Genomic DNA, 25,860 nt, shown 5'->3' on the forward strand with positions numbered 1-25,860 from the left:
TGGCGTTTATGTCAGAACATGTACTTCGCCGTTACACCGCCCGCGATTGCCCTCTCCCCCGAGCGCAGGCTCAGATTGCCGCCGACGTGGACGTTGAGTTGCCGGGTGACACGCACGTCGGCGCCGAGATCGGCGGTGAAGATATCGCGTCCGAGCTTGACACCCTTGACCGTAAAGGCGCGCGGTGCACCATAAATGGCGTTCGTGAGGCTGCTTTGCGTATCGCCGAACACGTGTTCGTACGCCAGCCGTAACGACGGAATCACGCTGCCGCCGCGCGTATTCACCAGTTCGCGCCACAGACGCACACCGAGAATGGCCCGCCGCGAGTTGCTGACCTGCGACCCGACGTGCAGGCCGTTGTTGCCCTGTCCGGCGTCGCGATCCGTTTCGTCGTAGCCGTTCAGACGCGTCGAGGCGATCCGCAAACCGATAAACGGATCGACGTTCATACCGCCGGCAAGCACGCGCTGCCCGACTTCACCGAACAGTCCGAGCGTGCGGCCGCTGGTCTTGCCCGCGACCCGTGCCGACACATCGCGGGCGGCCACTGTGCGCTCGGTCGTCACGTTATGGTGGGTGAAGAAGAGGCCACCGTTGGCGAACCAGCGTGTGTCGCTCAGATACGAACCGTACAGGCCCGCGCTGGCGCTCCTGATGCTGGCGTCGCCCGGCAGATCGTCGGCGCGGGACGTCCTGCTGCCCAACCCGAGCGCGACACCCACGAGCGCGTTCCGATTGAGGCGTTTGTCGACACCGAACGCACCGTCGACGCCTGAGGTGGAGAAGCGCTGTTCGCCGTCACTCCGAGTCGCGCCGACGCCCTTGAACGCGCCCCACACCGACATGCCGTTCTGCCCCGCGCTCTGCCCGTTGGTTGCGTTGCAGTCGGGCAGCGAGCCGCCCGCGAGCATACGCGTCTGCAGGCTGCTGCGAAAGGCGTCGGACGCGCTGTAGGCAGCATCCGCGTTGTTCACGAGCGATTCGCCCGAGAGCATGCGTGCCGCACGACGCTGCTCGGCGGAACCTGCGGGAAGCAACACCAACTGACCGAGGACCGAACCGCCCACCCGGGCGTCGACGATGTCGTTGAGCGTCACGCCCTGAAGCGAATCCAGCAGGCCCTTCTCGTTGCCGGTGTAGGGCGCATCGGGATCGAGGAAGGCGATCTCCTTGTTCGGGTCGACGACGACATCACCGTCGCCGCCGTCGCCACCACCACCCTCGCCCGGCTCTGTAGGAATGCTGCCGTAGTCGACCTCGCCGAGTTTCACGTCGGCATCGGGATCATGCGTGACGACCTGAATCTTCTTGTCCAGCAGTTCTTTGGCGCTCACCGATCCATCCGGCGTCAGAACGATCCTGGTATCCGTGAAGTCGCCCTTCTTTTTGATGTGAATCGTGCCGCGATGCACTTCGTCGGGGGCACTCGGATCGCGCCTGGCGTCCGACTCGATCCTGGCATCCTTGCCCTTCGATTCGTATTCGTCCATCACGATCCGGTAACCGTGGAGTTTGAGCGTGCCGGCATTCTCGAATTTCTTGACGTCGTAGACATCGTTGGCCAGCGAGATCGTACCGGGGGCGGAGAGCGCGAGCAGCCCGGTACCGAGGGCGTTGCGGTGCGCTGCGGTGAGCGTGCCGCTCTCGACCGTCAACGAATCGATGTCGCTCTGGTCACCGCTGAAGGTCAGGTTGCCGGTGCCGACTTTCGCGACGGTGGCACCGAACTTATCGGTATCGAGCTTGACGATATCGCCGCTGAAGACATCATCCTTGCCAAGCGCGCCGAGCTTGAGCGTTTTGCCACCAGTGACCACATGGCCGCTGCCCGAAAGCGAACCGATGGTCAATGACCGTTCGGCCGGTGGATCGTCTCGGAGACGGGGATCGAGGTCCACGAGACTGAGCGCACCGTCCTCCATCGCGATGGTTGCCGAGTCCGCCGTTGTCGTTCCGGAAAGATTGGTCACGCCTGCGTTGACGATCCGGCGCGCCTCCAGATCGCTATCCACCACGACGAGCTGCCCGCCCTGCCTGTTTTCAATGACCCCGGCCCCGCCCGTAGCCTTTCGCATTCCCACGAACCCGCTGTTAAGGATCGTAGCGTCGGCGACATTTGCCTCATCGAACCCGACGACTCCGCCCGTTTCGACTTCGATGACGCTACGGCCGCCAGTCGAGCCCGGGTTGAATGTGAGTGCGCCTGCGTCGTGAATCTGGAGCCTCGCCGCTCCGGCACTCGTTCCCTTGAAAAAATCGATCGTGCCACCCGGAGCTTCCGGCGGCTGCCCATCCGATTTCCCCGCACTCAGTGTGATGTGTTGTGCGGCGTCCGAAATACCCTGACCGCCCTCCGCGAACTTGAGCGCGCCGTTGCTACCGACGTTCAGCGTCAGGGTGCCCTCCCCGTCGATGCCCTGATAAACGGAGAGCGTGCCACCGTCGACACGCACTGTGTGGTCCGCGCCGTTGACCGCTCGGATCGTGCCCACGTCCCTCTGCTGACCGGTGGCGCCGTAAATCGCGTCGGACAATCGCCCGGAGCGCGCCGAAATCTCAAGCGTCGTTTTGGCATCGATCAGCGACTGGCCATCGACAGGCGTGGCATCCGACATGAAGTCGATCTGGTTCTTGTCGTTCCATGTGACGTAGTCGGTATTGGGAACCAGATCGACCCCGTTGGCGGAGGCATTCAATTCCTTGGTGACGCTGAGACGACTCGCCGTCTTTTCGTCGTCGGCGTCATGCCAACGTTGAAGTTTGTAGCCAACGAGCTCGGAATCCTTTTTTGCCTGAACCAATGCGGCGAGCGAATCCTTGAATTTGTTCGTATCTTCACTCAGGAGATCATCCAGGGCCGTACGCTCCAGCCCCGCCAATGGGTTTTGGCTATTCGCCACCGCATCGACCCTCCCTTTCAAGTCACTCAGTTCGCGAATAAGATCTTTATCCTTCGGCAGTTCCTTCCCTTCGTCTATCCGCTTTTGAACAACGTCTATGGCGTCTTGTATATCCACCAACTGATTCCCCAGGGTTTTCTTCAACTCGTCGGCATCGGTAAGGTTTGTCAGAGAATTATGAATAGGGATTTCCGTTCCCAGCAGAGACATGTTCTTTCCATGTTCATCCGATTTCTCTTTTTCGACGTTTTTCTGGTGCTCGTGGAGGGGGCCCAGCGCCTTCAACCTTTGCTCTCTGTTTTCCATTCCGCTTGACTGAAGACTTCCAGCCGTCGCATTCGGAGCCCCGCCTATGACCGCAACCGCCATGACGATCGCCGCATAAATCTCTGTCTGACACAGCGCATACAACTTCGGACGATTTCCTCGCATTAGACAACTCCTATTCAATTCGCCTCAAATGATGAATTCCCTCATCACGCTTCAGACAGTGGCTTGTCGGCCGCCGTCGTTCCGGCAAATTCTGGAGTCGATTTATCGGAATAATCGCGATCTCAATACGCTTTGGTACTTCGCCCAACCATCATTGAACAATCCAATAAACGTTAAATCCCAACGCGATCTGTTTTAAATTTCAATTAATCGCTCATACCTCAATGTGTTTTAGCCGCACTACTCCCAAACGGACGTCGGCGTGACGCCGGGACTCTACATTTCACCCATGCAATTGCGACATTTCCTCCGATGTTTTTTTAGGTTTCCGAACGAAAAAACCCGCCGCGTCCTCGTGGACACGACGGGTTTCGTCGCTGCATTCAGCCGATCCGCAACACACGCGGCCCGACGCGTCGCTTAGAAGCGATACTTCGCCGAGATGCCGCCGCCCAGTGCGCGCTCGCCGTGACGCACGCTGACATTGCCGCCGACGTGCACGTTGAAGCGCTTCTTGACCTGGAGGTCGACGCCGAGGTCGGCCGTGAAGATGTCCCGGCCCAGCTTCGCGCCCTTCACGTTGAACGCGCGCGGCGCGCCGTACAGCGAATTCGTCAGGCTCGTCTGCGTATTGCCGAATTCATGCTCGTACGCCAGACGCAGCATCGGCGTCAGCTTGCCGCCATCGAAGTCGATCACGTCACGCGAGAAGCGCACGCCCAGCACGCTGCGTGCCGACGTCTGCGACTGCGCGCCGACCTTCAGCCCGTCGTTACTGCCCGCACCGTCGCGATTCGTTTCGTCGAAGGCGTTCAGACGCGTGGACGCAACGCGCAGGCCAATCGAAGGGTCGACGTTGAAACCCACCACATCGATACGCTTGCCGATCTCGCCGAATGCGCCTAGTGTGTTGCCGCTCGTTTTCCCCGACAGACGCGCCGATGCGTTGCGTGCCGCCACCGTGCGGTCCGTCGTCACGCTGTGATTCGTGTACGACACGCCACCGCCGACGAATACATTGGCGTCGTTCAGATACGAACCGTAGAAACCGATGCTCACGCTGTTGATCTTCGACTCGCCCGGCATGCCCTTCGCCTTCGAGTTCCGGTTGCCCATGCCGACCGACGCCCCCACGACCGTGCTGCTGCCGATACGCTTGTCGACACCGATCGCGCCGTCGATGCCACGCACGTCGAACGACAGGGCATCGCCACGTTGCGACGCGTTGCCACCCGAGAACGACGCCCACCCGGCGATACCATGGCGATCGGCATTCGAGCCGTTAGCCGTCTTGTCGTCGAACATTGCGCCGCCTGCCAGCATGCGCGACTGCATGCCGCGCTGGAATGCCGTTGTCGCACCTTGCGCGGCGAGGGCGTTGTTCACCAGCGACTCGCCCGAGAGCAGGCTGGCCGAGCGGCGCTGCTCGGCCGAACCCGCCGTTTGCAGTGCCATCTCCGAGAGGACTTTGCCGCCGATCCTGCCCGCGGTCAGATCGCCCACCGTGACGCCGTTGACCGACGCCAGCACCGCCCGCTCGTTCGCGCTGTAGTTGCCGCCAGCCGCCAGGTACTGCACGACGCTCTGGCTGGTGATGACGCCCGAAGGATCCGACGGATCGGTCGGGTCGACGGGGTCGGTCGGGTCGCTCGTCGTGGTCGGATCGGTCGGATCCACCGTCTTCCCGCCGACGATGCTGCCGATCGTGACTTTGCCCAGCTTGGCCGTTTTCCCCTCGGCTACGCTCACCACGCCGAGCTTGTCCTGAACGTCGGCCAGCGTGATGTCGTTGGCAACGGTGACATCGATGGCCGTGTTCGTGAAGTCGCTGTCTTCCGACACCTGAATCGCCCCCCCAGCGACGCGCCCTCCCACGCGCGACACATGCGAACTGATCTTCGCGCCCGCCTTCGACGTGTACTTCTGCACAGCCAGCTTTTTCGTGCCGAGCTCGATCCGACCGGCGTTGTCGATGTGCTTCACGCCGTCGACATCGGACGCCAGCCTGACTGCGCCCTTGTCCGTCACCGTCACGGTGCCCGAACCCAGTGCATTCGCATGCGCGGCCGTCACACTGCCACGCTCGACTCGCAGGCTGTCCACGCCACGCTGGTCGCCGCCCAGCGTCAGGTCGCCCGTACCGACCTTGACCACGTTCGCGCCCGTTAGCGCAGCAGATTGTTCGGTCGACCTGGTTGCGCGGCGCAGCGTGCTCGACCGGTCGCCGGTACTCGCCTCCTCGCGCACGATCTCGCCGTCGAAGCGGTCATCTTCGTTGCGCTCGCCCAGCACGAGTTTCGTCTGCCCCGTGACGACCTTGCCAACGCCGCTCAACGAGCCGAGGGAGAGCGTTTTATCGGACTCGCCTGCCGAAGCCGTCGCCTCGATATCCGAGACGTTCAACTTGCCGCCCAGCATTTCGATTCTGGCGTCGCGCGCTTGCGTATTGCCCCGCAGGGTAACGACGCCGACATTGGCCAATCCGAGTTGTTGCAGGTCCGAATCGAGCACGTCGACATGCGCGTCGACGCCGTTGATCAACGTCGCCGATCCGCCCATCGTCCGTTCCAGATGCGTCGTGCCCAGATTGACGAGTTCGGCGCGTTGAAGATCGGCGTTGCGGAACGTTACAAGCGCGCCCGACTGATTAACGATATCGGCGCGACCGGCCTTCGCCCCCGACTCAAACGTCAGCGTCCCGTCGTTCTGGAGGCTCGCGACGGCGGCAGTCGCCGAATGGAACGTGGCGCTCGCCCCCTGTCCAATCTCGATGTCACTGACGCCGGCGTTGGCACCCTCGGCGAAGTGCAGGCTTCCGCCCTTTTTCAGGATGATCGTTGCCGTGCCCGCGCCCGTATGTTTGCCGAACTCGATGGTTCCGCCCTCAGGCGATCCCTTTTCGCTGCGTCCGGCCCACAGCGTCACGTCCTTCGCGTCCGACGACACGCCGATGCCCCCGTCGGCAAAGTGCAGTGTGCCGCCCTTCCCCACCGTGACGCCGAGTCGTCCCTCACCCCCAATCTCCCCGTGGATATTCAGCGTACCGCCGTCGACGCGCACGTCGTGGTCTGCAGACCGGCGCGCCTGGAGCGTGCCCACGTCGCGCACGCCGCCCGTTCCTGTGATTGCATCCGATTCCTCTCCCGAGCGACGCGTGAATTCAAGCGTGCTGTCCTTGCCTAGCACGTTGTGGGCATCGGTCGTCGCATCCGCCCCCATGAAATTCGTCAGATGTTTGTCGCTCCACGTCAGCGCGCCTCCATGCGTCGCTACGTTCGACGCGGTTGCACGGAGCTGACGGGTGTTGGCGAGTCCGCTGAGCTCGGCCTCGGACGTCACCCCTTGCACGCGGTCTCGCTTCATCGCCAGCAGACGCGCCTCGCGCTTGAGCGCCTCGAACGCCTGTTCACTGTCGGCGAGAAAACCCGCATGCTTTGCGACTTCCGTTTCCAGCGCCTTTTGCGCACGGTCGACGACGTCTTGCCGCCCCTCCCCCGCTGCGGCAGCGGCTTCATCGAGCTTTTGCTTCAGCGCCGACAGTGCGCGCTTTTGCTCGCGCCCTGCATCGGTAAGCAACGCGTCTTCGATCTTTAAATCGTCGGCAATGGAAGACGCCAGATGCCTAAAAGATTTCTCTCTATCCTCATTCCCCACAGCGTCGGCGATAACCGTCTTCACCCAAGCCAATTGAATATCGATCTTATCGGCAAAAACCGACGTCACTCTCGCCTTATCGATGTCATTTCTTAGATCGCCGATTGCATTCGCAATTTCCGAAATCCGGCTATTGCGACTGACCTCCCATTTTTCAAGCGGCTGCGGCACCGCTTGTGCGTGAACGTAGGCGGGCAATACCGCGGCTACCACGGCCGCAGCTGCCATACGTATCTTCGTCTGACGCAGGACATTCGACTTCGGATGATTCTTTTGCATTCGATAAATCTCTTATTTTCAATTCACATCAAATAGCGAATTAACTCGCTATCGCCAAAACGGCGACACACCTGCCACCATCGAGGTTGTGAATTCTAGAGACGAACTATCGAAATCCTGTCAGTTCAGATAATTTTTAGTACTTACCCCATAATTCAATCAGAATTTTCATTTGGGCTTATTCTTATAATATTGATTTAACGATTTTCCGAATCATCCCAAAATAATGTTTATTGCGTTTCTTATTTCCCCAAAAGCTTCGATGCATGCGACACGCGCGCAACGGCGTGACAGCGCCTTTCAGCCGCGTCCCATGTGTGAATTTCGGGTGAGTCCGCACCGAGATTGCCCGTCATCCACGTGGGAGGATGCCCCGCGGATGCCCATAAAAAAACCCGTCGCGCCCTTTCAGGCACGACGGGTTTTTCGTCATTCATTCGACCGGCGGGACATTCCCCACCTAAGTCTGTCCGGCAGTCTTCAACGCGGGCAGCGTACGCCGCCCGTGTTCAGGCCACCGGCTTGCGCTTGGGCTTGACGTCCGGGCTGTCGATTTCCTCAAGGACATCGCGGAATTCCGCGATGTCTTCGAAGCTTCGATAAACCGACGCGAAGCGAATGTACGCAATCTTGTCCAACCGCTTCAACTCGCGCATCACCAGTTCGCCGATGCGCTGGCTGATCACTTCACGCTCCGCACCGGCCAGCAATTTGTACTCGATGCGTGCGATTGCGGCATCCATCGCTTCGGCACTGACGGGGCGCTTGCGAATCGCCAACTGCATACTGGCGCGCACTTTCGCGCGGTCGTACTCGGCGCGGCTGCCGTCTTTCTTGACGACGACCGGCATGGCGCGTTCGACACGCTCGTAAGTCGTGAAGCGCTTGTCGCACGACGGGCATTTCCGACGCCGCCGGATGGCGGCGCCGTCTTCCGCTTCACGCGAGTCGATGACTTGCGTGTCGTCGTGCCGGCAGAACGGGCAGCGCATGCGTGCGACGCCGTGGCTTAGCCGTAGACCGGGAAACGCTTGGTCAACTCAGCCACTTGTGCACGCACGCGGGCCAGGTTTTCAGCGTCTTCCGGGTTGTCCAGCACGTCGGCGATCAGGTTGCCGACCAGCTCGGCTTCGGCTTCCTTGAAACCGCGCGTGGTCATGGCCGGCGAGCCCAGACGGACACCGCTGGTCACGAACGGCTTTTCCGGATCGTTCGGAATGGCGTTCTTGTTGACGGTGATGTGCGCTTCGCCCAGCGCGGCTTCGGCAGCCTTACCGGTGATGTTCTTGGCGCGCAGGTCGACCAGCATCACGTGCGATTCGGTACGGCCCGACACGATACGCAGACCGCGCTTGACCAGCGTCTCGGCCATCACGCGCGCGTTCTTCGCGACTTGCTGTTGGTATTCCTTGAATTCCGGCGATGCGGCTTCCTTGAACGCGACGGCCTTACCGGCGATCACGTGCATGAGCGGACCACCCTGAATGCCCGGGAAGATGGCCGAGTTGATCGGCTTCTCGAACTCCGCCTTCATCAGGATCACGCCGCCGCGCGGGCCGCGCAGGCTCTTGTGCGTGGTCGTGGTGACGAAGTCGGCGTGCGGCACCGGGTTCGGGTACACACCTGCGGCGATCAGACCCGCGTAGTGCGCCATGTCGACCATGAAATAGGCGCCGACCGACTTCGCGATCTTAGCCATGCGTTCGAAATCGATCTTCAGGGCAAAGGCCGAGGCGCCTGCCACGATCATCTTCGGCTTGTGTTGTTGCGCCAGCTTCTCGGCAGCGTCGTAATCGATGTCTTCGGCTTCGTTCAGGCCGTAGCTCACGACGTTGAACCACTTGCCCGACATGTTGACCGGCGAACCGTGCGTGAGGTGACCGCCGTGCGCGAGGCTCATGCCCATGATCGTGTCGCCCGGCTTGAGCATGGCGAAGTACACGCCCTGGTTAGCCTGCGAGCCCGAGTTCGGCTGCACGTTGGCGGCTTCTGCGCCGAACAGCGCCTTCACGCGGTCGATCGCCAGTTGTTCGACGACGTCGACATACTCGCAACCGCCGTAATAGCGCTTGCCCGGATAACCTTCCGCATACTTGTTGGTCAGTTGCGAACCCTGCGCTTCCATCACGGCCGGGCTGGTGTAGTTTTCCGACGCGATCAGTTCGATGTGATCTTCCTGACGCTGGTTTTCTTTCTGAATCGCGGCCCAGACGTCGGGATCGACGGAGGCAACGGTAGATTTCGATTTGTCGAACATGGCGGTTCCGTTGAGTTGAACAGATTTTCCGGGAGGGGGATGCTGCGGCGCGCCTTCCTTTGTGCTTCGGAAGACGATAGACAGGGCAGCACCAACCATCACGGCTGCCCAGGCGAACGGCAAATAAGACCCCGGCGCTTCCCGGTGGGTTGCTCCACCTCGGGCACACAAGGGTGTGGGCCCTAATCGCCAGTCACGCGGGGTTTGTGGCGTCGATAGTTTATGCGAGCTTGGGACGTTAGGCAACTGACCCGCCAACGCGCACCACCACCTTGCCGAACGCCCCGCGACGCAAGTGAGACAGCGCCTGTGCGGCGTCGGCAAAGTCGTAGACGGCATCCACCACCGGCGTGATGCCGTGGCGGTCGATCGTCGCACTTAGCGCCTCCAGCCCCTGCCGGTGCCCCACCCCGATGCCCTGCACGTGCGCGCGCTTGAGCAGCATCGGATAGACCGGGATTTGCAGGAAATCCCCGCCCAGCGTGCCGATCACCGAGACTTTGCCGTTGGGCGCGAGCGCCGCCATCGTCTCGCGCATGTCGCCACCGGCCAGTTCCAGCACCTGTTCGACGCCCCGCCCTTCGGTGAGTCGACGGACTCCGTCCGCCCAACCTTCCCGGCGTTGGACACCGTACGTCACCCCCAGCGCTGCCGCGCGGGCCAGCTTTTCCTCGCTGCCGCTCACGACGACGGCCTTTGCTCCGTGCGCAAGCGCCAGTTGCGCGCCAAACAGTGCCACACCGCCGGTGCCGATGGACAGCACCGTCTCGCCGGGCGCAAGCTTGCGCCCGGTCGCGAACAGCGCGAACCAGGCGGTAAGCCCCGCACACGTCAGCGTCGATGCGGCCACATCGTCCAGCGTGGACGGCGCACGCACCAGCGCCGCCTCGTCGAATACGGCGTACTCCCGAAGCACACCCTGCAAGGTGCCGCCGAAGATCTGCAAACCGGCCGGCGCCAGTTCCCCCTCGTGCCAGCGATCCCAGAACGTGTTGATGACGCGCTCGCCCACGCTCACGCGCGTTACACCCTCGCCTACGGTCACCACTTCACCCGCCATGTCCGAGCCGGGCACGAACGGGAACGTCACCGGCAATCCCATGCCGGTGTCGATCATGAGGGCGTCGCGATAATTGAGCGACACTGCGCTCACTTTCACGAGCACTTCACCCGGCCCGGGTGTCGGGACTTCAACGCTCGCCAATTTGAGCGAGGCTTCGCCTAGCGTCGTCATTTGCCATTGCTGCATCGTTGTCATTGCCAATTTCCTCGTCGACGTTTTCAAAACGGATATCCCGACAGGCCGGGTGGACAAGGATCAGCTTATTGGAGAATACTTCGCGGCAGTGATGGCAATTTCTCTACTGATTGGCGACTTATGAGAACCAATGAGACTTACACGCCCGACCGCCTTTCGGGCATCTCGGCGTTCGTCGCGGCGGTCGACGCCGGGAGCTTTGCGGGCGCGGCCGAACGGTTGCATCTCACCCGCTCGGCGGTCGCCAAACGCATCGGCCGACTGGAGGCGCGGCTGGGCGTACGCCTGTTCCACCGCACCACCCGCAGCCAGCACCTCACCGGCGAAGGGCAAACGTTTTATCAGCGTTGCACGAAGGTGCTGACGGAATTGTCCGAGGCGGAGGACGAACTGAGCGCCGGGTCGCAGACGCCGATGGGCAAGCTGCGCGTGACGATGCCGGTGCACATCGGACGCCAGTGCATCGCGCCGGTCTTGCTGGCGCTGGCGAAGGCGCATCCGCAGTTGCGTCTCGAGATGGCGTTCAGCGACAGCCGTATCGATCTGGTGGAGGAAGGCTACGATCTGGCCGTGCGCAGCGGACGGCTCGACGATACGCCCGGACTCAAGGCGCGCGCCCTTGGCGAGCAAACGATGATGCTATGCGCGTCCCCTGCCTATCTGGCGGCGTACGGCACACCGCAGACGGTTGACGATCTCGCCGCACACGAATGTCTGATGTACGGACGTGCGGGCAATCTGTATCGATGGCCCACGCCGATGATGCCCGCCGACGGCCCGCATCGCCTTCCGCGCTTCATCCTCGACGATCTGATCGCGCTCGTGGACGCCGCCGAACAGGGGCTCGGCATCGCTTGCATGCCGCACTGGGTCATCATGCGCGCGATCGCCGACGGCACGCTGGTGCGCTTGCTGCCGCAGATTCGCACGCCCGGCACCCCGTTGCATCTGGTCTGGCCCGACACGCGGCATCCGTCTCCCAAGCTGCGCGCCGCCATCGACACGCTCGTGAGTGCGGCACCGGCATTGCTGGGGATGCCGCCGACGGCATGAGGGTCGGATGACGATCAGACGACGAAGCGTCCGACGCCACCGTCTGCGATCAACGTTGCCACACACACAGGAACGGCGCTTGTCGAGCGTCAACCGCCCTCGCACGCATGTCGTACCTGTGCGCCCAGGTTTGCGCAGCCCCTGTGCCGCCAAGGCGTTCTACCAGGTCATCGCGTCGTGCCAGCAGCCGGGGCACGAGCGCGTCCGGTTCGCAGCACGCAGCGGCAGCGCCGGGTGAAGCACCGCACGCCGCGTCCCCGGCCCGCGCCACGGCATGGGCGCTTTGCGCCCACGGCCGAATGGCTTGCGCAGAAATCCGCCCCAACCGGTAGGCCATTTCGGCCGCCAGCGCACGCACACCGACCGGGTTCTTCAACTCGTCGTGCACCGTCTTGCTCGACGCCTCGCACGCGAGTCCCTTCAGACGACGGACAAAGGGTGCGCAACGATCGCCATAGGGAAATTGAGAGAGATCCGCGAGCGCGTCTGGTGCAAGCATGGCAGCGAAGTCTGCCGCGTCGAAGTCGAGCGACATCGCGTACGGCAAGTCGTTCTTGTCCCGCCAGACGCCTACGTTCTCCATGAAGGCGTTGCACATCTCCCGGTTGCCGAGCCAGAGGGCGGCAACGTAGTGACGTTCGAGCGCACATTGATAGACATCCGGCAACGCGTGACAAAGTCGATGCCGCATGACGTTGCGACGCGCCAGTGCATCGGCATACGCCTTCGCCGCCTCGCCGCTCAGCGCATGAAACGGCACGCCGTTGGATGCCATGAGTCGCGCCATCTGCCGCCCTGCCGCCATCGCTTCGTCCCTCGCCCGTCGCAGCCCGGAGATGTCGCCCCCGTCGGGTCCATCGGGACCGGTTGCCCCCTCGAAGACACGCCACGCGTCGTCGCTCTCCAGCCAGTCACCGAGATCCTGATAGCGGGACAGAAACGTCGTTGCCAGATAGACGCGCGTCGGGTCGCGCTTCCCGTCGAACGCCTGCGAACATCCGCGCACCAGCACAGCCGTCGGCGTCGCCAGTCCCACCGCGCCGAAGAGCCGCGACGCGAGCCATGCCTGCGCAGCATGCCCTGCGCTCGGGCACGCCTTGACGACGTACTGAGGCATATCCGCGTGCGGCGTGAGCGACATGCGGATGGCCACACCCGTGCTGCCCATCGGCATGGCCTTGGTCACGCGCGTGGCGTTGGAGAAATCGTGGGGACCGATGTCCGGCAGCGACGCACCACTTCCGTCGTGCCCGATGACCGCGCCGAAGATGCCCTGCGGCCCGGCTTCCGGCAATAAGCCTGTGTGCCCGGTGGCATCGCCCGTGAGCCTGTCGTGGCAGTGGTGACCGATGTCACTGTGAACGAGGAAAGTGTTGACCTGCATCGCGACGCTCCCTGGTCGTTGCAGGGGGCCGTGACGTGTGCGGACGCCGGCCTCCCCGGTTGAGACCGGCAATCTTGCTGCGGCGTCGGGCAGCCAGCTTTCGAAAATGAGGCAAGTTCGGACGAATCCGCCGCGCGTCTGCGGCAACGGCCGCAGCGGCGGCGACGTCCGATAGCAGGTCCTGGTTAGGGCTGCTTCAGGGCTGCTTTAAGGCGGCTTTACAGCTCGATTTTCGTGCCGAGCACAGCGAGGAACTGCGCGATCCACGCGGGGTGCGCGGGCCACGCCGGGGCGGTGACGAGTTTGCCGTCGGTATGGGCGTCGTCGATGGCGATCTCCATGTACTTCCCGCCAGCCAGACGCACTTCCGGCGCACACGCAGGATATGCCGAGCACTCGCGCCCTTCGATCACACCGGCCGCCGCGAGCAACTGCGCGCCGTGACAGATCGCGGCAATCGGCTTGTCGTTCTCGGCGAAGTGACGCACGGCGGCGAGCACCTGTTCGTTCAACCGCAGATACTCGGGGGCGCGGCCGCCGGGGATCACCAGCGCATCGAAGTCCGCGGGCGAGAGGCCGTCGAAAGTCGCGTTGAGCGTGAAGTCGTGACCGCGTTTCTCGCTGTAGGTCTGGTCGCCCTCGAAATCGTGAATCGCGGTACGCACCTTGTCGCCCGCCTTCTTGCCTGGGCAGACGACTTCCACGCGATGCCCGACGGCCATCAGCGCCTGCACCGGCACCATCAGCTCGTAGTCTTCGACGTAATCGCCCGCCAACACCAGAATCCGCTTCTTGCCCATGTGACTCTCCGTCAGAGAAAAAATGGAAGGGAAACAGCCCCTCCATGTTACTCAATTCCAGTGACGCACTTGAGACAGCATCGAACCGCATCAGACAAAAAAAAACCGCGTGCCGAAACACGCGGTGTTAAGTCGGCGCAAAACGCCGTCGGTCAATCGTGGGGCCTCCGCTTCGCGAAGTGCGGTGTAATGCCGCGCGCCTGAGTCGTCAATAAGTTTCCAGATGCAGACGCCCTTCCGTCTTCATCCGCTGCCAGAGCGTCTGCCAGTCGAGACCTGCGTCACCGGCAATGGTCTGCAACACCTGAAGCACGCCGTCCTCCATCCCCTTCAGCCCGCAGACATAGATGTACGTATGCTCATGCCGCAGCAGCGCCGCCACATCGGCCGCCCGCTCGCGCATCGCATCCTGCACGTAGCGCTTGGGGCTTCCCGGCGTGCGCGAGAACGCGAGATTGGTATCGATGAAATCCTTCGGCAGATTGAGCAGCGGACCGAAGTACGGCAACTCGCCTTGCGTGCGCGCACCAAAGAACAGCATCAGCTTGCCGGTCGCCCCTTTCATGCGGCGACGACGGCGGTATTCGGTCATCGCGCGCATCGGTGCAGCGCCCGTCCCGGTACAGATCATCAGAAGACGCGAGTCGGCGTGGTTCGGCATCAGGAACGTGCTGCCGAACGGTCCCATCACGTTGACCACGTCACCCTTCTTCAGGTCGCACAGATAGTTCGAGCACACACCACCGACAGCCTGCCCTTGATGGTCCTTCGTCACGCGCTTCACCGTGAGCGCCAGATTGTTGTATCCCGGACGCTCCCCATCGCGCGGCGACGCAATCGAATACTGGCGCGCATGGTGTGCACGCCCGTCCGCCGTCGTGCCCGGCGGGATGATGCCGATCGACTGCCCTTCGAGCACCGGGAACGGTTGCTTGCCGAAATCGAGCACGATGTGATGAATGTCGCTCTCGGTACTCGCATCCGTCACGCGATAGTTGCCGACCACGGTGGCCTGCACCGGGGCCTTGTGGTTATAGAGGTTGACGTAAGGCTTCGCAGCGGACCACGGCGGCACGACCGAGCCGCGCACCAGATCCGAGCCACCGATGACGGGTTCCGACGCATCGGCGGACGCACCAGACGCACCGCCAGCCGCGCCCTCCGCCGCCTCACCGATCGTGCCCTGCCCGGCGAGCGCATCGTCCTGCACGGGGAGTTCGTCCCACGTGAGCTGGTCCTCGACGGCGTAGGCCTCGGCTTTGAGCACGTCGCGCCAGTTGTCGATGGCCCCCGTCGGGCACGGCGAGATACACGCCATGCATCCATTGCACGTGTCCGCGCGCACGACGTAATTGTTCTCGTCATGCGTGATCGCGTCGATCGGACACGTCTCCTCGCAGGTGTTGCAGCGAATGCAGATCTCCGGATCGATCAGATGCTGCTTCAGGACTTCGACCGGAACGGGGCCGTTCATGATGCTGTCTCCTTGTGGGGATGGCTCTTGCGGCCTTTCCAATGACTTGGCAATGACTTAGTTGAAACGCACGTACTCGAAATCGATGGGCTGACGATTGATGCCCAGCGGAGGCGGCGCAATCCAGTTGGCGAACTTGCCCGGCTCCGTCACACGGCCCATGAGCGACGCCACATACGCACGGTCTTCCGACGTCGGCAGCCATTCGCGCTCATGCGCGGCCCACTCCGTCTCGCTCACCACACGACCGTCCGGCGACACGCGCACGCCCGCAAACGTACCGATCTGACGATTGAACGCCTTGTGCGGCACCGTCAGACGGAAGTCGATCCCGGCCTTCTCCAGCACCTTGTTCCAGCGATTCACACCGGCGACCGAATCCTTGATGTAGTCGTCGCGCAGCACTTCGTTCATCGCGTTGAGCATCGGCACTTCGCGCTCCACGAGCTTGCCGTTGTCGACATCGAGCAGACGGTACATCTGACCGTTCAGTTGATGATCGTCGTCGCGCTTGCTCTCTTCGTAGCGCCCCTTGAGGCCCGAGCTATAAAAGATCGCCGCGTTCGACGACTGGTCCGCGCCGAACAGATCGATCGTCACGGAGTAATGGAAGTTGATGTAGCGCTGGATGGTCGGCAGATCGATGACGCCCGCCGCGCGCAGCTTCGAGACGTCGTCCGTTTTCAGTTCGTTCATCACCTGCGCCGTGCGGGCGATCACACGAGACACGCCCGACTCACCCACGAACATGTGGTGCGCTTCTTCCGTGAGCATGAACTTGGTGGTGCGTGCGAGCGGATCGAAGCCCGACTCGGCCAGCGCGGACAACTGGAACTTGCCGTCGCGGTCGGTGAAGTACGTAAACATGTAGAACGCGAGCCAGTCCGGCGTCTTCTCGTTGAATGCACCGAGAATGCGGGGATTGTCCTCGTCGCCCGAGCGGCGGCCGAGCAGCGCTTCGGCTTCTTCACGGCCGTCGCGGCCGAAGTAGCGATGCAGCAGGTAGACCATCGCCCACAGGTGGCGGCCTTCTTCCACGTTCACCTGAAACAGGTTGCGCAGGTCGTACATCGAGGGGGCGGTCAGCCCGAGGTGACGCTGCTGTTCCACCGACGCCGGTTCCGTGTCGCCCTGCGTGACGATGATGCGGCGCAGGTTCGCGCGATGCTCGCCCGGCACTTCCTGCCAGGCGGCTTCGCCCTTGTGCTCGCCGAAGTGGATCTTGCGATCCGACTCGCCCGGCGTGAGGAAGATGCCCCAGCGATAGTCCGGCATCTTCACGTGATCGAAGTGCGCCCAGCCGCTCGGATCGACGCTCACGGCCGTGCGCAGATAGACGTCGAAACCATGCGAGCCCTCGGGTCCCATGTCGCCCCACCAGGACAGAAAGTTCGGCTGCCATTGTTCGAGCGCGCGTTGCAGCGTGCGGTCGTCCGACAGGTTGACGTTGTTGGGGATCTTCTCGCTGTAGTTGATCGAAGCCATCGTGGGAATCCTCGTGTCTCGTCCGTGTTCTATGGAAACGTTTGATCGGGTTCGGGCGCGGCTGTCGCCGCACCCTGTGCATTCGTCAGACGCGGTTCAGATCGAACTGCGCCTTGTTGCCCTTGCCGTAGACCTTGAGCGCGCCCTTCTCGCCCACCGCGTTCGGACGAATGAAGATCCAGTTCTGCCATGCCGACAGGCGACCGAAGATGCGCGTGTTCATCGTCTCTTTGCCGTTAAAGCGCAGGTTGGCTTCCATGCCGGTGAGCGCATCGGGCGACATCGCCGCACGCTCCTCGATGGCAATGCGAATTTCGTCCGGCCAGTCGAGATCGTCGACGGCGGCCGTGACCAGCCCCAGACGCTCGGCTTCGTCCGGACGCACCGGACGGCCGATGGTGGCGCGCACAGCCTCCAGTTCGGCAGCGTCTTCATAGAAACGGCGTGCGAGACGCGATTGATCGGTGACCATTGGCAGCAGGCCGAAGTTGACCTCGCTCAGCGTGATCGCCGGTTCGTCTTCCTCGCTGGCCGGGAGCGCGGCCATGTACGTGCGGTCGGCGGCGAAGGCGAATTCGGCAAGCGTGCCGGTGAAGCACGAATCCGGCTCGATCAGTGCAAACAGCGAGCGCGACGACACGTCGATACGGGCGAACGTGCGGCGCAGCATGCCGAGCGTTTCACGCACGAACCAGTGGTCCTGATGCGCGAGCAGCGATGCATCGGCGGCCAGCACATGCTTCGCGTCGCCTTCGGTGCGCAGCAACCACGTGCCGATGTCGAGTTCGTTGGTGCGCAGATTGAGAATCGCGTCGTCGAGTTCGCGCGCCATCTTCAGCGGCCACCAGTTGATGCCCGCAGCCTCGATACCGGCGATGTCGCTCGGCGGCGCAGATTTCGGCGCCCGCACGGTCAGGCTTGCGGTGCGATTGGCGCGGTCGATCTCGACGTCGACGAATTCGTAACGGATGGCATCCGGCTCGTCGGTGCGTTCGAGGCGCGTGAGCGTCACGCCCTTGCCGCCCGGACGATGACTGCCTTGCGCCAGTTCCTGTGCACGCGCAGCCACGGCCTGTGCGAACTGCGCGGGCTTGACCACTTCGTCGACCAGACGCCATTGCTTGGCACGCTCGCCGCGAATGCCCTCCACGATGGTGCAGAAGATATCGGCGCGGTCGTTGCGCACATGACGCTTATCCGTCAGACGCGTCAGGCCACCGGTGCCCGGCAGCACGCCCAGCAACGGCACTTCCGGCAGCGCGACCGACGACGAGCGGTCGTCCACCAGATAGATCTCGTCGCACGCCAGCGCCAGCTCGTAACCGCCGCCAGCGCAGGCGCCGTTCACGGCGGCAATAAACTTCAGGCCCGAATGACGGCTGGAGTCTTCGAGACCGTTACGCGTTTCGTTGGTGAATTTGCAGAAGTTGACCTTCCACGCATGCGAGGAGAGGCCCAGCATGAAGATGTTCGCCCCGGAGCAAAAGACACGGTCCTTGGCGCTCGTGACCACCACCGTCTTCACTTCCGGATGTTCGAACCGAATGCGCTGGATGGCATCGTGCAGTTCGATGTCCACACCCAGATCGTACGAATTGAGCTTGAGCTTGTAGCCCTCGCGAATACCGCCGTCTTCCGCGATGTCGATGGCGAGTGTGGCCACCGAGCCCTCGAAGGTCAGCTTCCAGTGCTTGTACTGCGTGGGGTCCGTACGGTAGTCGACGTGGGGTTTGCCGAACATGATTGCCTCCAACTCGAATAATGATCTTGTTGAATTGCAATATAGTGCAGCACAAACCCATCGTCAACCATTTAACCAAATAAAAATGAATTATTTTGCAGAATGCATCCGATCAATCGGATGACAATTGCACTGCCAGACGTCCGCGTAGTTGCAAGTAGGCGTCCGCGAGCGCCCGCCCGCCGGTGTCGAAGCTCATGTCGGCCTTGGCGTAGAAGTCCTGACGCCCGGCCAGAATGCGCTTGAGGTCGTCCATCGCTTCCGCATTGCCCGACATCGGCCGCAGATCGCCCTGCGCCACCACGCGCTTCATGTGCTCCTCGGGCGACGCTTGCAGCCACACCGTATAGCAGTGGGTCAGCAGGAAATTGAACGTGGCGGCGTCGCTGACGATGCCGCCCGGCGAAGCGATTACGGCACGCGGATGCTCGGCCACCACGGCTTCCAGGGCGCGCAGTTCATACCGACGATAGGCGCTCGCACCGTACAGCGAGTAGATCTCCGACGGCGGGCAGCCCGCCAGTTGTTCGATCACGCGGTTGAGTTCGACGAACGGCACGTGCATGTCGTCGGCGAGCATGCGGCCCAGTGTCGACTTGCCTGCGCCGCGCAGGCCGATCAGCGCGATGCGCCCACGCCGGTCGGGGTCTCGCTCGCTCCCCGCGAAGAGTTCGCTCAACGCCTGACGCGCGCGCGTGAGCGCCTCGCCATCGCGCCCGTGCAGGATTTCGCGAATCAGCAGCCACTCGGCGGAAGAGGTGGTTTCGTCGCCCACGATCTCTGCCAATGTGCAATTTAGTGCCTGTGCGAGCTGACGCAGGAACAGCACGGAGGCGTTCCCCACGCCCGACTCCAGATTGGCGACGTGACGCTCGGAGACCCCGGCATCGAGCGCCAGCGCCTTACGGGTCAGGCCGCGACGGGCGCGCAGTGTCCGAACCCGCTCCCCCAGTGCGACCAGGAACGGGTCTTTCTCGCTGGCGCCTCGCGCCGTCGGCACCCCATCGGCTTGCGCACTCTTATTCATCGGATGAGATCCTCGAAGCAGGTAACATGTAATATATTGCTTGACAGCCAAATTTGCATGCTCTAATTTTCACCATGCGTCGGTAAAAAAGCAAACACGACGTCCCCCAGGAGACATGGATGGATGTGCCCCAATTTCAGGCGCTGATCGCCGACGTGACACGTCAGCTCGACGCTCGCCCGCTAGACAGCTCGCTCGCCGACTGGCTCAACGCCAACTACGGCGCAGGCTCCCCAGGTTACGAAGCCCTCATCGAGGCTTGCCGCGTCGGCGTCGCCGAGGGCTGGCTGTGCAATCGCGAAGGCGGCGGCATTCGGTACGGGCGCGTCATCAAACCCTCGCCCGACACGCACGGCTTTTCCGTGGACGTCGTCGACATGGCCGATCTGGCCGGACCGCACCACGTGCATCCCAATGGCGAAATCGATCTAATCATGCCGCTCACGCCGGGCGCGACCTTCGACGGGCACCCGGCGGGCTGGTGCGTGTACGGCCCGGGCACCGCGCATCGGCCGACGGTCGCGAGCGGTCGTGCCCTCGTGCTGTATTTACTGCCCGAAGGCGCCATCGAATTTACGCGCAGCGCCTGAGACTGGCGCGCCCCGGCTCCCTGCTTGATTCACTTCGGTGATGGATATGAGTACCCCTGCCTTGCTGGAAAACTACGTCGCTGGCCAATGGGTGGCCGGTGGCGGCGAGCGCACCGCGCTGACCGATCCCGTCACGGGCGACACGCTCGCCTTCGTCTCGAGCGCCGGTCTCGATCTCGACGCCGCGTTCGCCTTCGCGCGCGACACGGCGGGTCCCGCGCTACGTGCGCTGTCGTACGGCGAGCGGGCGCAGCGTCTCTCGCAGATCGTCGCCACGTTGCAGGCGAATCGCGACGACTACTACGCCATCGCGACGGCCAACTCGGGCACGGTCGCCTCCGACTCCGCTGTCGACATCGACGGCGCGATTTACACGCTGTCGACCTACGCGAAGCTAGGTGCGTCGCTGGGCGAGGCGCACACGTTGCTCGATGGGGCGGCCGTGCCGCTCGCCAAGGACGCCTCGTTTGCCGTGCGTCACGTTTTCCGCCCAACGCCTGGCGTAGCGCTCTTCATCAACGCGTTCAACTTCCCCGCGTGGGGTCTCTGGGAGAAGGCGGCAGCTGCGCTGCTGTCGGGTGTGCCCGTCATCGTCAAACCGGCGACCTCGACCGCATGGCTCACGCAACGCATGGTGGCCGATGTCGTCGCCGCAGGCATTCTGCCGCCGGGCAGCCTGTCGGTGATCTGTGGCAGCGCCGCCGGTCTGCTCGATCGCATTGGAGCGTTCGACGTGGTCTCGTTCACCGGCTCGGCGGACACTGCCGCCACGTTGCGTGCGCATCCCGCCTTCACCGAACGCTCCGCGCGCATCAACGTGGAAGCCGACAGCCTGAACAGCGCCATCCTTTTGCCGGACGCTGCACCCGGCACCGCGGCCTTCGATCAGTTCGTGCGCGAGGTGGCGCGCGAGGTGACGGTCAAGTCGGGGCAGAAGTGCACGGCGATTCGTCGCGCGATGGTGCCGGTCGAGCATTTCGACGCAGCGGCGACCGCTATTGCCGAGCGACTGCCGAAAACGATCGTCGGCAATCCGCGTAATGAGAGCGTGAAGATGGGGTCGCTCGTGAGTGCGGCACAAAAGCGTGCGGTGCTCGACGGCATCGCGCATCTGCAGACCGAAGCCGAAACGCTCTACGACGGGAATCGCGACGCCGCATTTGTCGATGCCGACGCGAAGAGCGCCTGTGTCGCGCCCGTGTTGCTGGGCCTGCGCGAGGGTGCAGCAGGCAAGCGTGTGCACGACACCGAGGTCTTCGGCCCGGTGGCGACGCTCGTCGGCTATCGCGATGTCGACGAAGCCGTCGTACTCGCCAAGCGTGGTCAGGGATCGCTGGTCGTCTCGCTGTATAGCAACGACGCCGTCGCCATGCGCGCACCGGCCCTGGCGCTCGCCGACGCACACGGTCGCGTTCACGCGGTCGATCCGTCGGTCGCGAAGACGCAGACAGGTCACGGCAACGTCATGCCGCAGTCGCTGCACGGCGGCCCGGGACGCGCCGGTGGCGGCGAAGAACTCGGCGGCCTGCGTGCGCTGCGCTTCTATCACGTGCGCTCGGCCGTTCAGGGGCCTGCCGCCCTCGTCGAAGCGCTGACGCAGGACGCCGTCGAACTGCCGAAGTCATAACGTCGCAACGATGTCGCAGATTTATGCCGATGGGGGGCACCGCCCCCGCCATCGCCCCCGTTTTACGCCAGCCGTAGAAGCCGCAAGCCGTCGCAGTCAAGGTGATTCAAAGAGGCGCCGTCAGAGCGCTGAATAGAACTCACGCCACGCGTGCCGCGCCCGTTGAAGTGCGCTGTGCCGTGTGGTGATCCACCGGAGGCAACATGGAAGCCGTACTCACCCCACCGCCGGCGAACTTCAACTTCGCCGCGCATCTGGAGACGCTCAACCGCGAGCGCGCTGCCAAGACTGCATATCTCGACGACACACGCTCGCTGACGTATGGCGAGCTGGCCGAGCAAAGCCGACGCTTCGCCACCGGCCTCACGCGCGCGGGCGTGCATCGCGAAGAGCGCATTCTGCTTGTCATGCTCGACACCATCGACCTGCCCGTCGCGTTTCTCGGCGCGCTGTATGCAGGCGTGGTGCCGGTCGTCGTGAACACGCTGCTCACGGCCGACGACTACGCATACATGATCTTGCACAGCAAGGCGCAGCTCGTGATCGCCTCCGGCGCGCTGATGCCGACGGTGCATGCCGCCCTCGACAAGGTCGCCGAGGCCGGGTCGCCACCGCCGTGCATCGTCTCGCAACCGATCGTGACCGAGAACGACGGCGCGACCCCATTGCCGACCTTCGACGCACTCCTCGATGGCCCACCCAGCGCACTGCCCGTCGACACCGCGGGCGACGACATCGCATTCTGGCTGTACTCGTCCGGCTCGACCGGCAAGCCCAAGGGCACCGTGCACACGCACGCCAATCTTTACTGGACGGCCGAGACATACGGACGCAACGTGCTCGGCATTCGCGAAGACGATGTCGTGTTCTCTGCGGCCAAACTGTTCTTCGCGTACGGCCTCGGCAACGGGCTGACGTTCCCGCTGTCCGTCGGTGCAACCATCGTGCTGATGGCGGAACGCCCCACGGCGGAAGCGGTGGCGAAGCGCCTGCGAGAGCATCGTCCTACGATCTTCTACGGTGTGCCGACGCTCTACGCCACGCTGCTCGCTTCGCCGCATCTGCCCGCACGCGCCGACGTGGCGCTGCGTCTGTGCACGTCCGCGGGCGAAGCGCTGCCGCGCGAGATCGGCGAGCGTTTCACCGCGCACTTCGGTGCGGAGATTCTGGACGGCATCGGCTCGACCGAAATGCTGCACATCTTTCTGTCGAACCGCGCGGGCCAGGTGGCCTACGGCACGACCGGCGAACCGGTGCCCGGCTACGCCGTGGAGTTGCGCGACGAGAACGGTCAGCCGGTGCCCGACGGGGAGATCGGCGATCTGTACATCAAGGGGCCGAGCGCCGCGCTCATGTACTGGTGCAACCGCGAGAAGTCGCGCTCGACATTCCTCGGCGAGTGGCTCAAGAGCGGCGACAAGTACCAGCGTCTGCCCAATGGGTATTACGTCTATGCGGGACGCAGTGACGATATGCTCAAGGTCAGCGGCCAATACGTCTCCCCCATCGAAGTCGAGATGGTGCTGATGCAGCACGACGCGGTGCTGGAAGCGGGGGTCGTGGGACGCGACGACAACGGCCTGACGAAGACCCAGGCGTTCGTTGTCCTCAAGCCGGGGCTGGTCGCCACGGACGCCATGGCGACCGAGCTGAAGGCCTTCGTCAAGGCGCGCCTCGCGCCGCATAAATATCCTCGCGAGCTGGTGTTCGTCGACGATCTTCCGAAGACCGCCACGGGCAAGGTGCAACGCTTCAAGCTGCGCGAGTTGCTTTAGGAGACGCAAGAACGATGTCGGACATACAGTTCGCCAGGATCGAGACGCCCTCGCACGGTGCGCTCTCGCTGGAGTATCGATGGATCCACCGCGAGCGCACCGACGCGCCGCTGCTGGTGTTTCTGCACGAAGGGCTCGGCTCCGTCGCCATGTGGAAGGACTGGCCGCAGCAGTTGTGCGACGCCGGCGGCTATCGCGGACTCGTGTTTTCACGCAACGGCTATGGCCGCTCGACGCCACGCCCGAAGGACGAGAAGTGGCCCGTCGACTTCATGCACCGTCAGGCGCGCGAAGTGCTCCCCGCATTTCTCGATGCGGTCGGTGTCGGCAAAGCGCAGGCAGACCGCGTGTGGCTCGTCGGTCATAGCGACGGCGGCTCGATTGCGCTGCTGTTCTCGGCGGCATTCCCCGACCGGCTGGCAGGCGCTGTCGTGATCGCACCGCATCTGTTCGTCGAGGACGTTTCCGTCGAGAGCATCGCAAAGACGAAAACCGTCTACCAGACGACGGACCTGCGCACAAAACTCGGCCGCTATCACGACGATGTGGACTCGGCCTTCTGGGGCTGGAACGACATCTGGCTGAATCCGGCGTTCCGCGACTGGAATCTGGTCGGCGCGGTGGCCACCATCTCGAAACCGCTGCTCGCCATTCAGGGCGAGAACGACGAGTACGGCACGATGGCGCAGATGGACAGCATTGCCGCGCACGTGCCGCACGCGAAGGTGGTGAAGCTGCCGGACTGCGGACACTCGCCGCATCGCGACGCCCCGGCACCGCTCGGCGCGGCCATCGTCGCGTTCATCGGGGCACAGGTACGGCGTCAGGCGGCGTGATCGCGACTGACGGCTGACGTCGCCGGAAGCTCAACGGGCGCGCTCCGAAGACCGGAGAGCGCCCGTTGTCGTCTGGACGACCGCAAGCCGTTCGTCAGATGACGCGCACGCCCGGTGTGCCCGGACGCATCGCGCCCACGATCCCCGCTGCGTCGAAGCCATCGGCACGGAAGACGGCCAGCACGTCGTCCACCGCACCCGGTGCGCACGACACCAGCAGGCCGCCAGCCGTCTGCGGATCGCACAGCAGATCGCGGTCACGCTCCGTAATGCGCTCCCCAAGCTCCACCGACTTGCCGTACGACGCCCAGTTGCGACCGGACGCGCCGGTAATGCATCCCTTGTCCGCCAGTTCGCGCACGCCGTCGAACAGCGGCACGTCCGACATTCGCAGATAGGCGGCGAGATTCGCGCCTCGGCACATCTCCAGCGTGTGGCCGAGCAGACCGAAACCGGTCACGTCGGTCAGCGCATGTACGCCGGGCAGCGCGGCGAGCGCCGGGCCTACCCGATTGAGGCGCGTGGTGGCGTCGATCATGCAGCGGTAGCCCTCGTCGTCGAGTTGATTCTTCTTGAGCGCGGCCGACATCACGCCGACGCCGAGCGGTTTGCCGAGCACAAGCACGTCGCCCGCCTGCGCATCGGCATTGCGCTTGAGTCGCTTCGGATGCACCACCCCCAGCGCCGCCAGGCCATAGATCGGTTCGACGGAATCGATGCTGTGACCGCCCGCAATCGGGATGCCCGCTTCGGCGCAGATCGACTCGCCACCGCGCAGAATCTCGCGGATCGTTTCGTGCGGCAATACGTTGATCGGCATGCCGACGATGGCCAGCGCGAAAATCGGCTTGCCGCCCATCGCGTAGATGTCGGAGAGTGCGTTGGTCGCGGCGATACGGCCAAAGTCGAACGGATTGTCGACGATGGGCATGAAGAAGTCCGTCGTCGCGATGATGGCCTGCTCGTCGTTGAGCTGATAGACGGCGGCGTCGTCGGACGTTTCGGTGCCGACCAGCAGCGCGGCCGGGGCGGGCAGCGGCGCCTCGTTGCGCGCCAGCAATTCGGAAAGCACGCCCGGCGCGATCTTGCAGCCGCAGCCGCCGCCGTGCGATAGCGACGTCAGACGCGGCGCTTGTGCCGACGATTGTGCCGCCGTTTCAGCACCCACTTGAGTTGCTTCGTTTGCAGTCATGGTCGTTGGTGTTCGTTTTCCTTAAGTCGACGTATTATGAAGCAGCTTTGCGCCGTCGCCATGTCCCGAAATGACTGTGGCCGACATCCGACG

At 63.4% G+C, this 25,860-nt stretch carries 17 protein-coding genes and 1 riboswitch; of the genes, 5 read left to right on the forward strand and 12 right to left on the reverse strand.

Translation table 11 applies throughout. From position 1 onward, the window contains the following. Window positions 1–11: 11 nt before the first annotated feature. The 5 genes from MB84_RS17295 to MB84_RS17320 all read right to left on the reverse strand — a co-directional run bounded on the left by MB84_RS17295 (window position 12) and on the right by MB84_RS17320 (window position 10,774). Window positions 12–2,903, reverse strand: coding sequence for an autotransporter family protein (locus MB84_RS17295; RefSeq protein WP_211279316.1), 2,892 nt, complete (start codon window positions 2,901–2,903; stop codon window positions 12–14). An 852-nt stretch (window positions 2,904–3,755) separates the two neighbouring features. Beyond that, on the reverse strand, window positions 3,756–6,911 hold the full coding sequence (locus MB84_RS17305; protein WP_169835022.1) for an autotransporter family protein: 3,156 nt from the start codon (window positions 6,909–6,911) through the stop codon (window positions 3,756–3,758). Window positions 6,912–7,777: 866 nt separating this feature from the next. Next, window positions 7,778–8,260, reverse strand: coding sequence for a transcriptional regulator NrdR (nrdR, locus tag MB84_RS17310; RefSeq protein WP_046292658.1), 483 nt, complete (start codon window positions 8,258–8,260; stop codon window positions 7,778–7,780). A gap of 17 nt (window positions 8,261–8,277) precedes the next feature. After that, window positions 8,278–9,525 carry a serine hydroxymethyltransferase gene (gene glyA, locus MB84_RS17315; protein ID WP_046292659.1) on the reverse strand — a complete coding sequence of 416 codons (1,248 nt, stop codon included), beginning with the start codon at window positions 9,523–9,525 and terminating at the stop codon, window positions 8,278–8,280. A 99-nt stretch (window positions 9,526–9,624) separates the two neighbouring features. Then, a riboswitch (ZMP/ZTP riboswitch) is annotated at window positions 9,625–9,732 on the reverse strand. 31 nt (window positions 9,733–9,763) lie between these two features. Next, window positions 9,764–10,774, reverse strand: coding sequence for a zinc-dependent alcohol dehydrogenase family protein (locus tag MB84_RS17320; RefSeq protein WP_046293930.1), 1,011 nt, complete (start codon window positions 10,772–10,774; stop codon window positions 9,764–9,766). A 129-nt stretch (window positions 10,775–10,903) separates the two neighbouring features. On the opposite strand from MB84_RS17320, the gene MB84_RS17325 reads away from it, so the two are divergent. Further along, window positions 10,904–11,836, forward strand: coding sequence for a LysR family transcriptional regulator (locus MB84_RS17325; protein WP_046292660.1), 933 nt, complete (start codon window positions 10,904–10,906; stop codon window positions 11,834–11,836). 49 nt (window positions 11,837–11,885) lie between these two features. Here MB84_RS17325 and MB84_RS17330 read toward each other — a convergent pair whose 3' ends face one another. From MB84_RS17330 to MB84_RS17355, 6 genes are all read right to left on the reverse strand, one after another. Continuing rightward, window positions 11,886–13,220, reverse strand: coding sequence for a hypothetical protein (locus MB84_RS17330; protein ID WP_046292661.1), 1,335 nt, complete (start codon window positions 13,218–13,220; stop codon window positions 11,886–11,888). Between the two features lie 218 nt (window positions 13,221–13,438). After that, on the reverse strand, window positions 13,439–14,020 hold the full coding sequence (locus MB84_RS17335; RefSeq protein WP_039396953.1) for a DJ-1/PfpI family protein: 582 nt from the start codon (window positions 14,018–14,020) through the stop codon (window positions 13,439–13,441). 208 nt (window positions 14,021–14,228) lie between these two features. Then, window positions 14,229–15,494 (reverse strand): benzoyl-CoA 2,3-epoxidase subunit BoxA, encoded by a 1,266-nt coding sequence (gene boxA, locus MB84_RS17340; protein WP_046292662.1) that lies wholly within the window; start codon window positions 15,492–15,494, stop codon window positions 14,229–14,231. 57 nt (window positions 15,495–15,551) lie between these two features. Beyond that, window positions 15,552–16,979 (reverse strand): benzoyl-CoA 2,3-epoxidase subunit BoxB, encoded by a 1,428-nt coding sequence (gene boxB / locus MB84_RS17345; protein ID WP_046292663.1) that lies wholly within the window; start codon window positions 16,977–16,979, stop codon window positions 15,552–15,554. Between the two features lie 85 nt (window positions 16,980–17,064). Further along, window positions 17,065–18,720 carry a 2,3-epoxybenzoyl-CoA dihydrolase gene (gene boxC, locus MB84_RS17350; RefSeq protein ID WP_046292664.1) on the reverse strand — a complete coding sequence of 552 codons (1,656 nt, stop codon included), beginning with the start codon at window positions 18,718–18,720 and terminating at the stop codon, window positions 17,065–17,067. A 112-nt stretch (window positions 18,721–18,832) separates the two neighbouring features. Beyond that, window positions 18,833–19,747, reverse strand: a complete 915-nt coding sequence (locus MB84_RS17355; protein WP_046292665.1) for a helix-turn-helix transcriptional regulator — start codon at window positions 19,745–19,747, stop codon at window positions 18,833–18,835. Window positions 19,748–19,866: 119 nt separating this feature from the next. Between MB84_RS17355 and MB84_RS17360 the strand changes: the two genes are divergently transcribed. The 4 genes from MB84_RS17360 to MB84_RS17375 all read left to right on the forward strand — a co-directional run bounded on the left by MB84_RS17360 (window position 19,867) and on the right by MB84_RS17375 (window position 24,575). Beyond that, window positions 19,867–20,337: a DUF4863 family protein gene (locus tag MB84_RS17360; protein ID WP_046292666.1), complete on the forward strand. Its 471-nt coding sequence runs from the start codon at window positions 19,867–19,869 to the stop codon at window positions 20,335–20,337. A 40-nt stretch (window positions 20,338–20,377) separates the two neighbouring features. Continuing rightward, window positions 20,378–21,964, forward strand: a complete 1,587-nt coding sequence (locus tag MB84_RS17365) for a 3,4-dehydroadipyl-CoA semialdehyde dehydrogenase (protein WP_046292667.1) — start codon at window positions 20,378–20,380, stop codon at window positions 21,962–21,964. A gap of 203 nt (window positions 21,965–22,167) precedes the next feature. Further along, complete coding sequence (locus MB84_RS17370; RefSeq protein ID WP_046292668.1) at window positions 22,168–23,739, forward strand: benzoate-CoA ligase family protein; 1,572 nt, start codon at window positions 22,168–22,170, stop codon at window positions 23,737–23,739. A gap of 14 nt (window positions 23,740–23,753) precedes the next feature. After that, on the forward strand, window positions 23,754–24,575 hold the full coding sequence (locus MB84_RS17375; RefSeq protein ID WP_046292669.1) for an alpha/beta fold hydrolase: 822 nt from the start codon (window positions 23,754–23,756) through the stop codon (window positions 24,573–24,575). A gap of 94 nt (window positions 24,576–24,669) precedes the next feature. Here the strand turns inward: MB84_RS17375 and selD are convergent, their stop codons facing one another. Beyond that, window positions 24,670–25,767, reverse strand: a complete 1,098-nt coding sequence (gene selD, locus MB84_RS17380; protein WP_046292670.1) for a selenide, water dikinase SelD — start codon at window positions 25,765–25,767, stop codon at window positions 24,670–24,672. Between the last annotated feature and the right edge of the window lie 93 nt (window positions 25,768–25,860).

The organism is Pandoraea oxalativorans (genome assembly GCF_000972785.3).
Taxonomy (GTDB): Bacteria; Pseudomonadota; Gammaproteobacteria; order Burkholderiales; family Burkholderiaceae; genus Pandoraea; species Pandoraea oxalativorans.

Excerpts from the sequence above, each read along its gene's own strand:
- MB84_RS17335 (WP_039396953.1), bottom strand. The coding sequence starts at position 14,020 with ATGGGCAAGAAGCGGATTCTGGTGTTGGCGGGCGATTACGTCGAAGAC.
- glyA (WP_046292659.1), bottom strand. The coding sequence starts at position 9,525 with ATGTTCGACAAATCGAAATCTACCGTTGCCTCCGTCGATCCCGACGTC.
- MB84_RS17330 (WP_046292661.1), bottom strand. The coding sequence starts at position 13,220 with ATGCAGGTCAACACTTTCCTCGTTCACAGTGACATCGGTCACCACTGC.
- MB84_RS17325 (WP_046292660.1), top strand. The coding sequence starts at position 10,904 with ATGAGAACCAATGAGACTTACACGCCCGACCGCCTTTCGGGCATCTCG.
- MB84_RS17320 (WP_046293930.1), bottom strand. The coding sequence starts at position 10,774 with ATGCAGCAATGGCAAATGACGACGCTAGGCGAAGCCTCGCTCAAATTG.
- boxB (WP_046292663.1), bottom strand. The coding sequence starts at position 16,979 with ATGGCTTCGATCAACTACAGCGAGAAGATCCCCAACAACGTCAACCTG.
- boxC (WP_046292664.1), bottom strand. The coding sequence starts at position 18,720 with ATGTTCGGCAAACCCCACGTCGACTACCGTACGGACCCCACGCAGTAC.
- MB84_RS17355 (WP_046292665.1), bottom strand. The coding sequence starts at position 19,747 with ATGAATAAGAGTGCGCAAGCCGATGGGGTGCCGACGGCGCGAGGCGCC.
- MB84_RS17360 (WP_046292666.1), top strand. The coding sequence starts at position 19,867 with ATGGATGTGCCCCAATTTCAGGCGCTGATCGCCGACGTGACACGTCAG.
- boxA (WP_046292662.1), bottom strand. The coding sequence starts at position 15,494 with ATGAACGGCCCCGTTCCGGTCGAAGTCCTGAAGCAGCATCTGATCGAT.
- MB84_RS17365 (WP_046292667.1), top strand. The coding sequence starts at position 20,378 with ATGGATATGAGTACCCCTGCCTTGCTGGAAAACTACGTCGCTGGCCAA.
- selD (WP_046292670.1), bottom strand. The coding sequence starts at position 25,767 with ATGACTGCAAACGAAGCAACTCAAGTGGGTGCTGAAACGGCGGCACAA.
- MB84_RS17370 (WP_046292668.1), top strand. The coding sequence starts at position 22,168 with ATGGAAGCCGTACTCACCCCACCGCCGGCGAACTTCAACTTCGCCGCG.
- nrdR (WP_046292658.1), bottom strand. The coding sequence starts at position 8,260 with ATGCGCTGCCCGTTCTGCCGGCACGACGACACGCAAGTCATCGACTCG.
- MB84_RS17375 (WP_046292669.1), top strand. The coding sequence starts at position 23,754 with ATGTCGGACATACAGTTCGCCAGGATCGAGACGCCCTCGCACGGTGCG.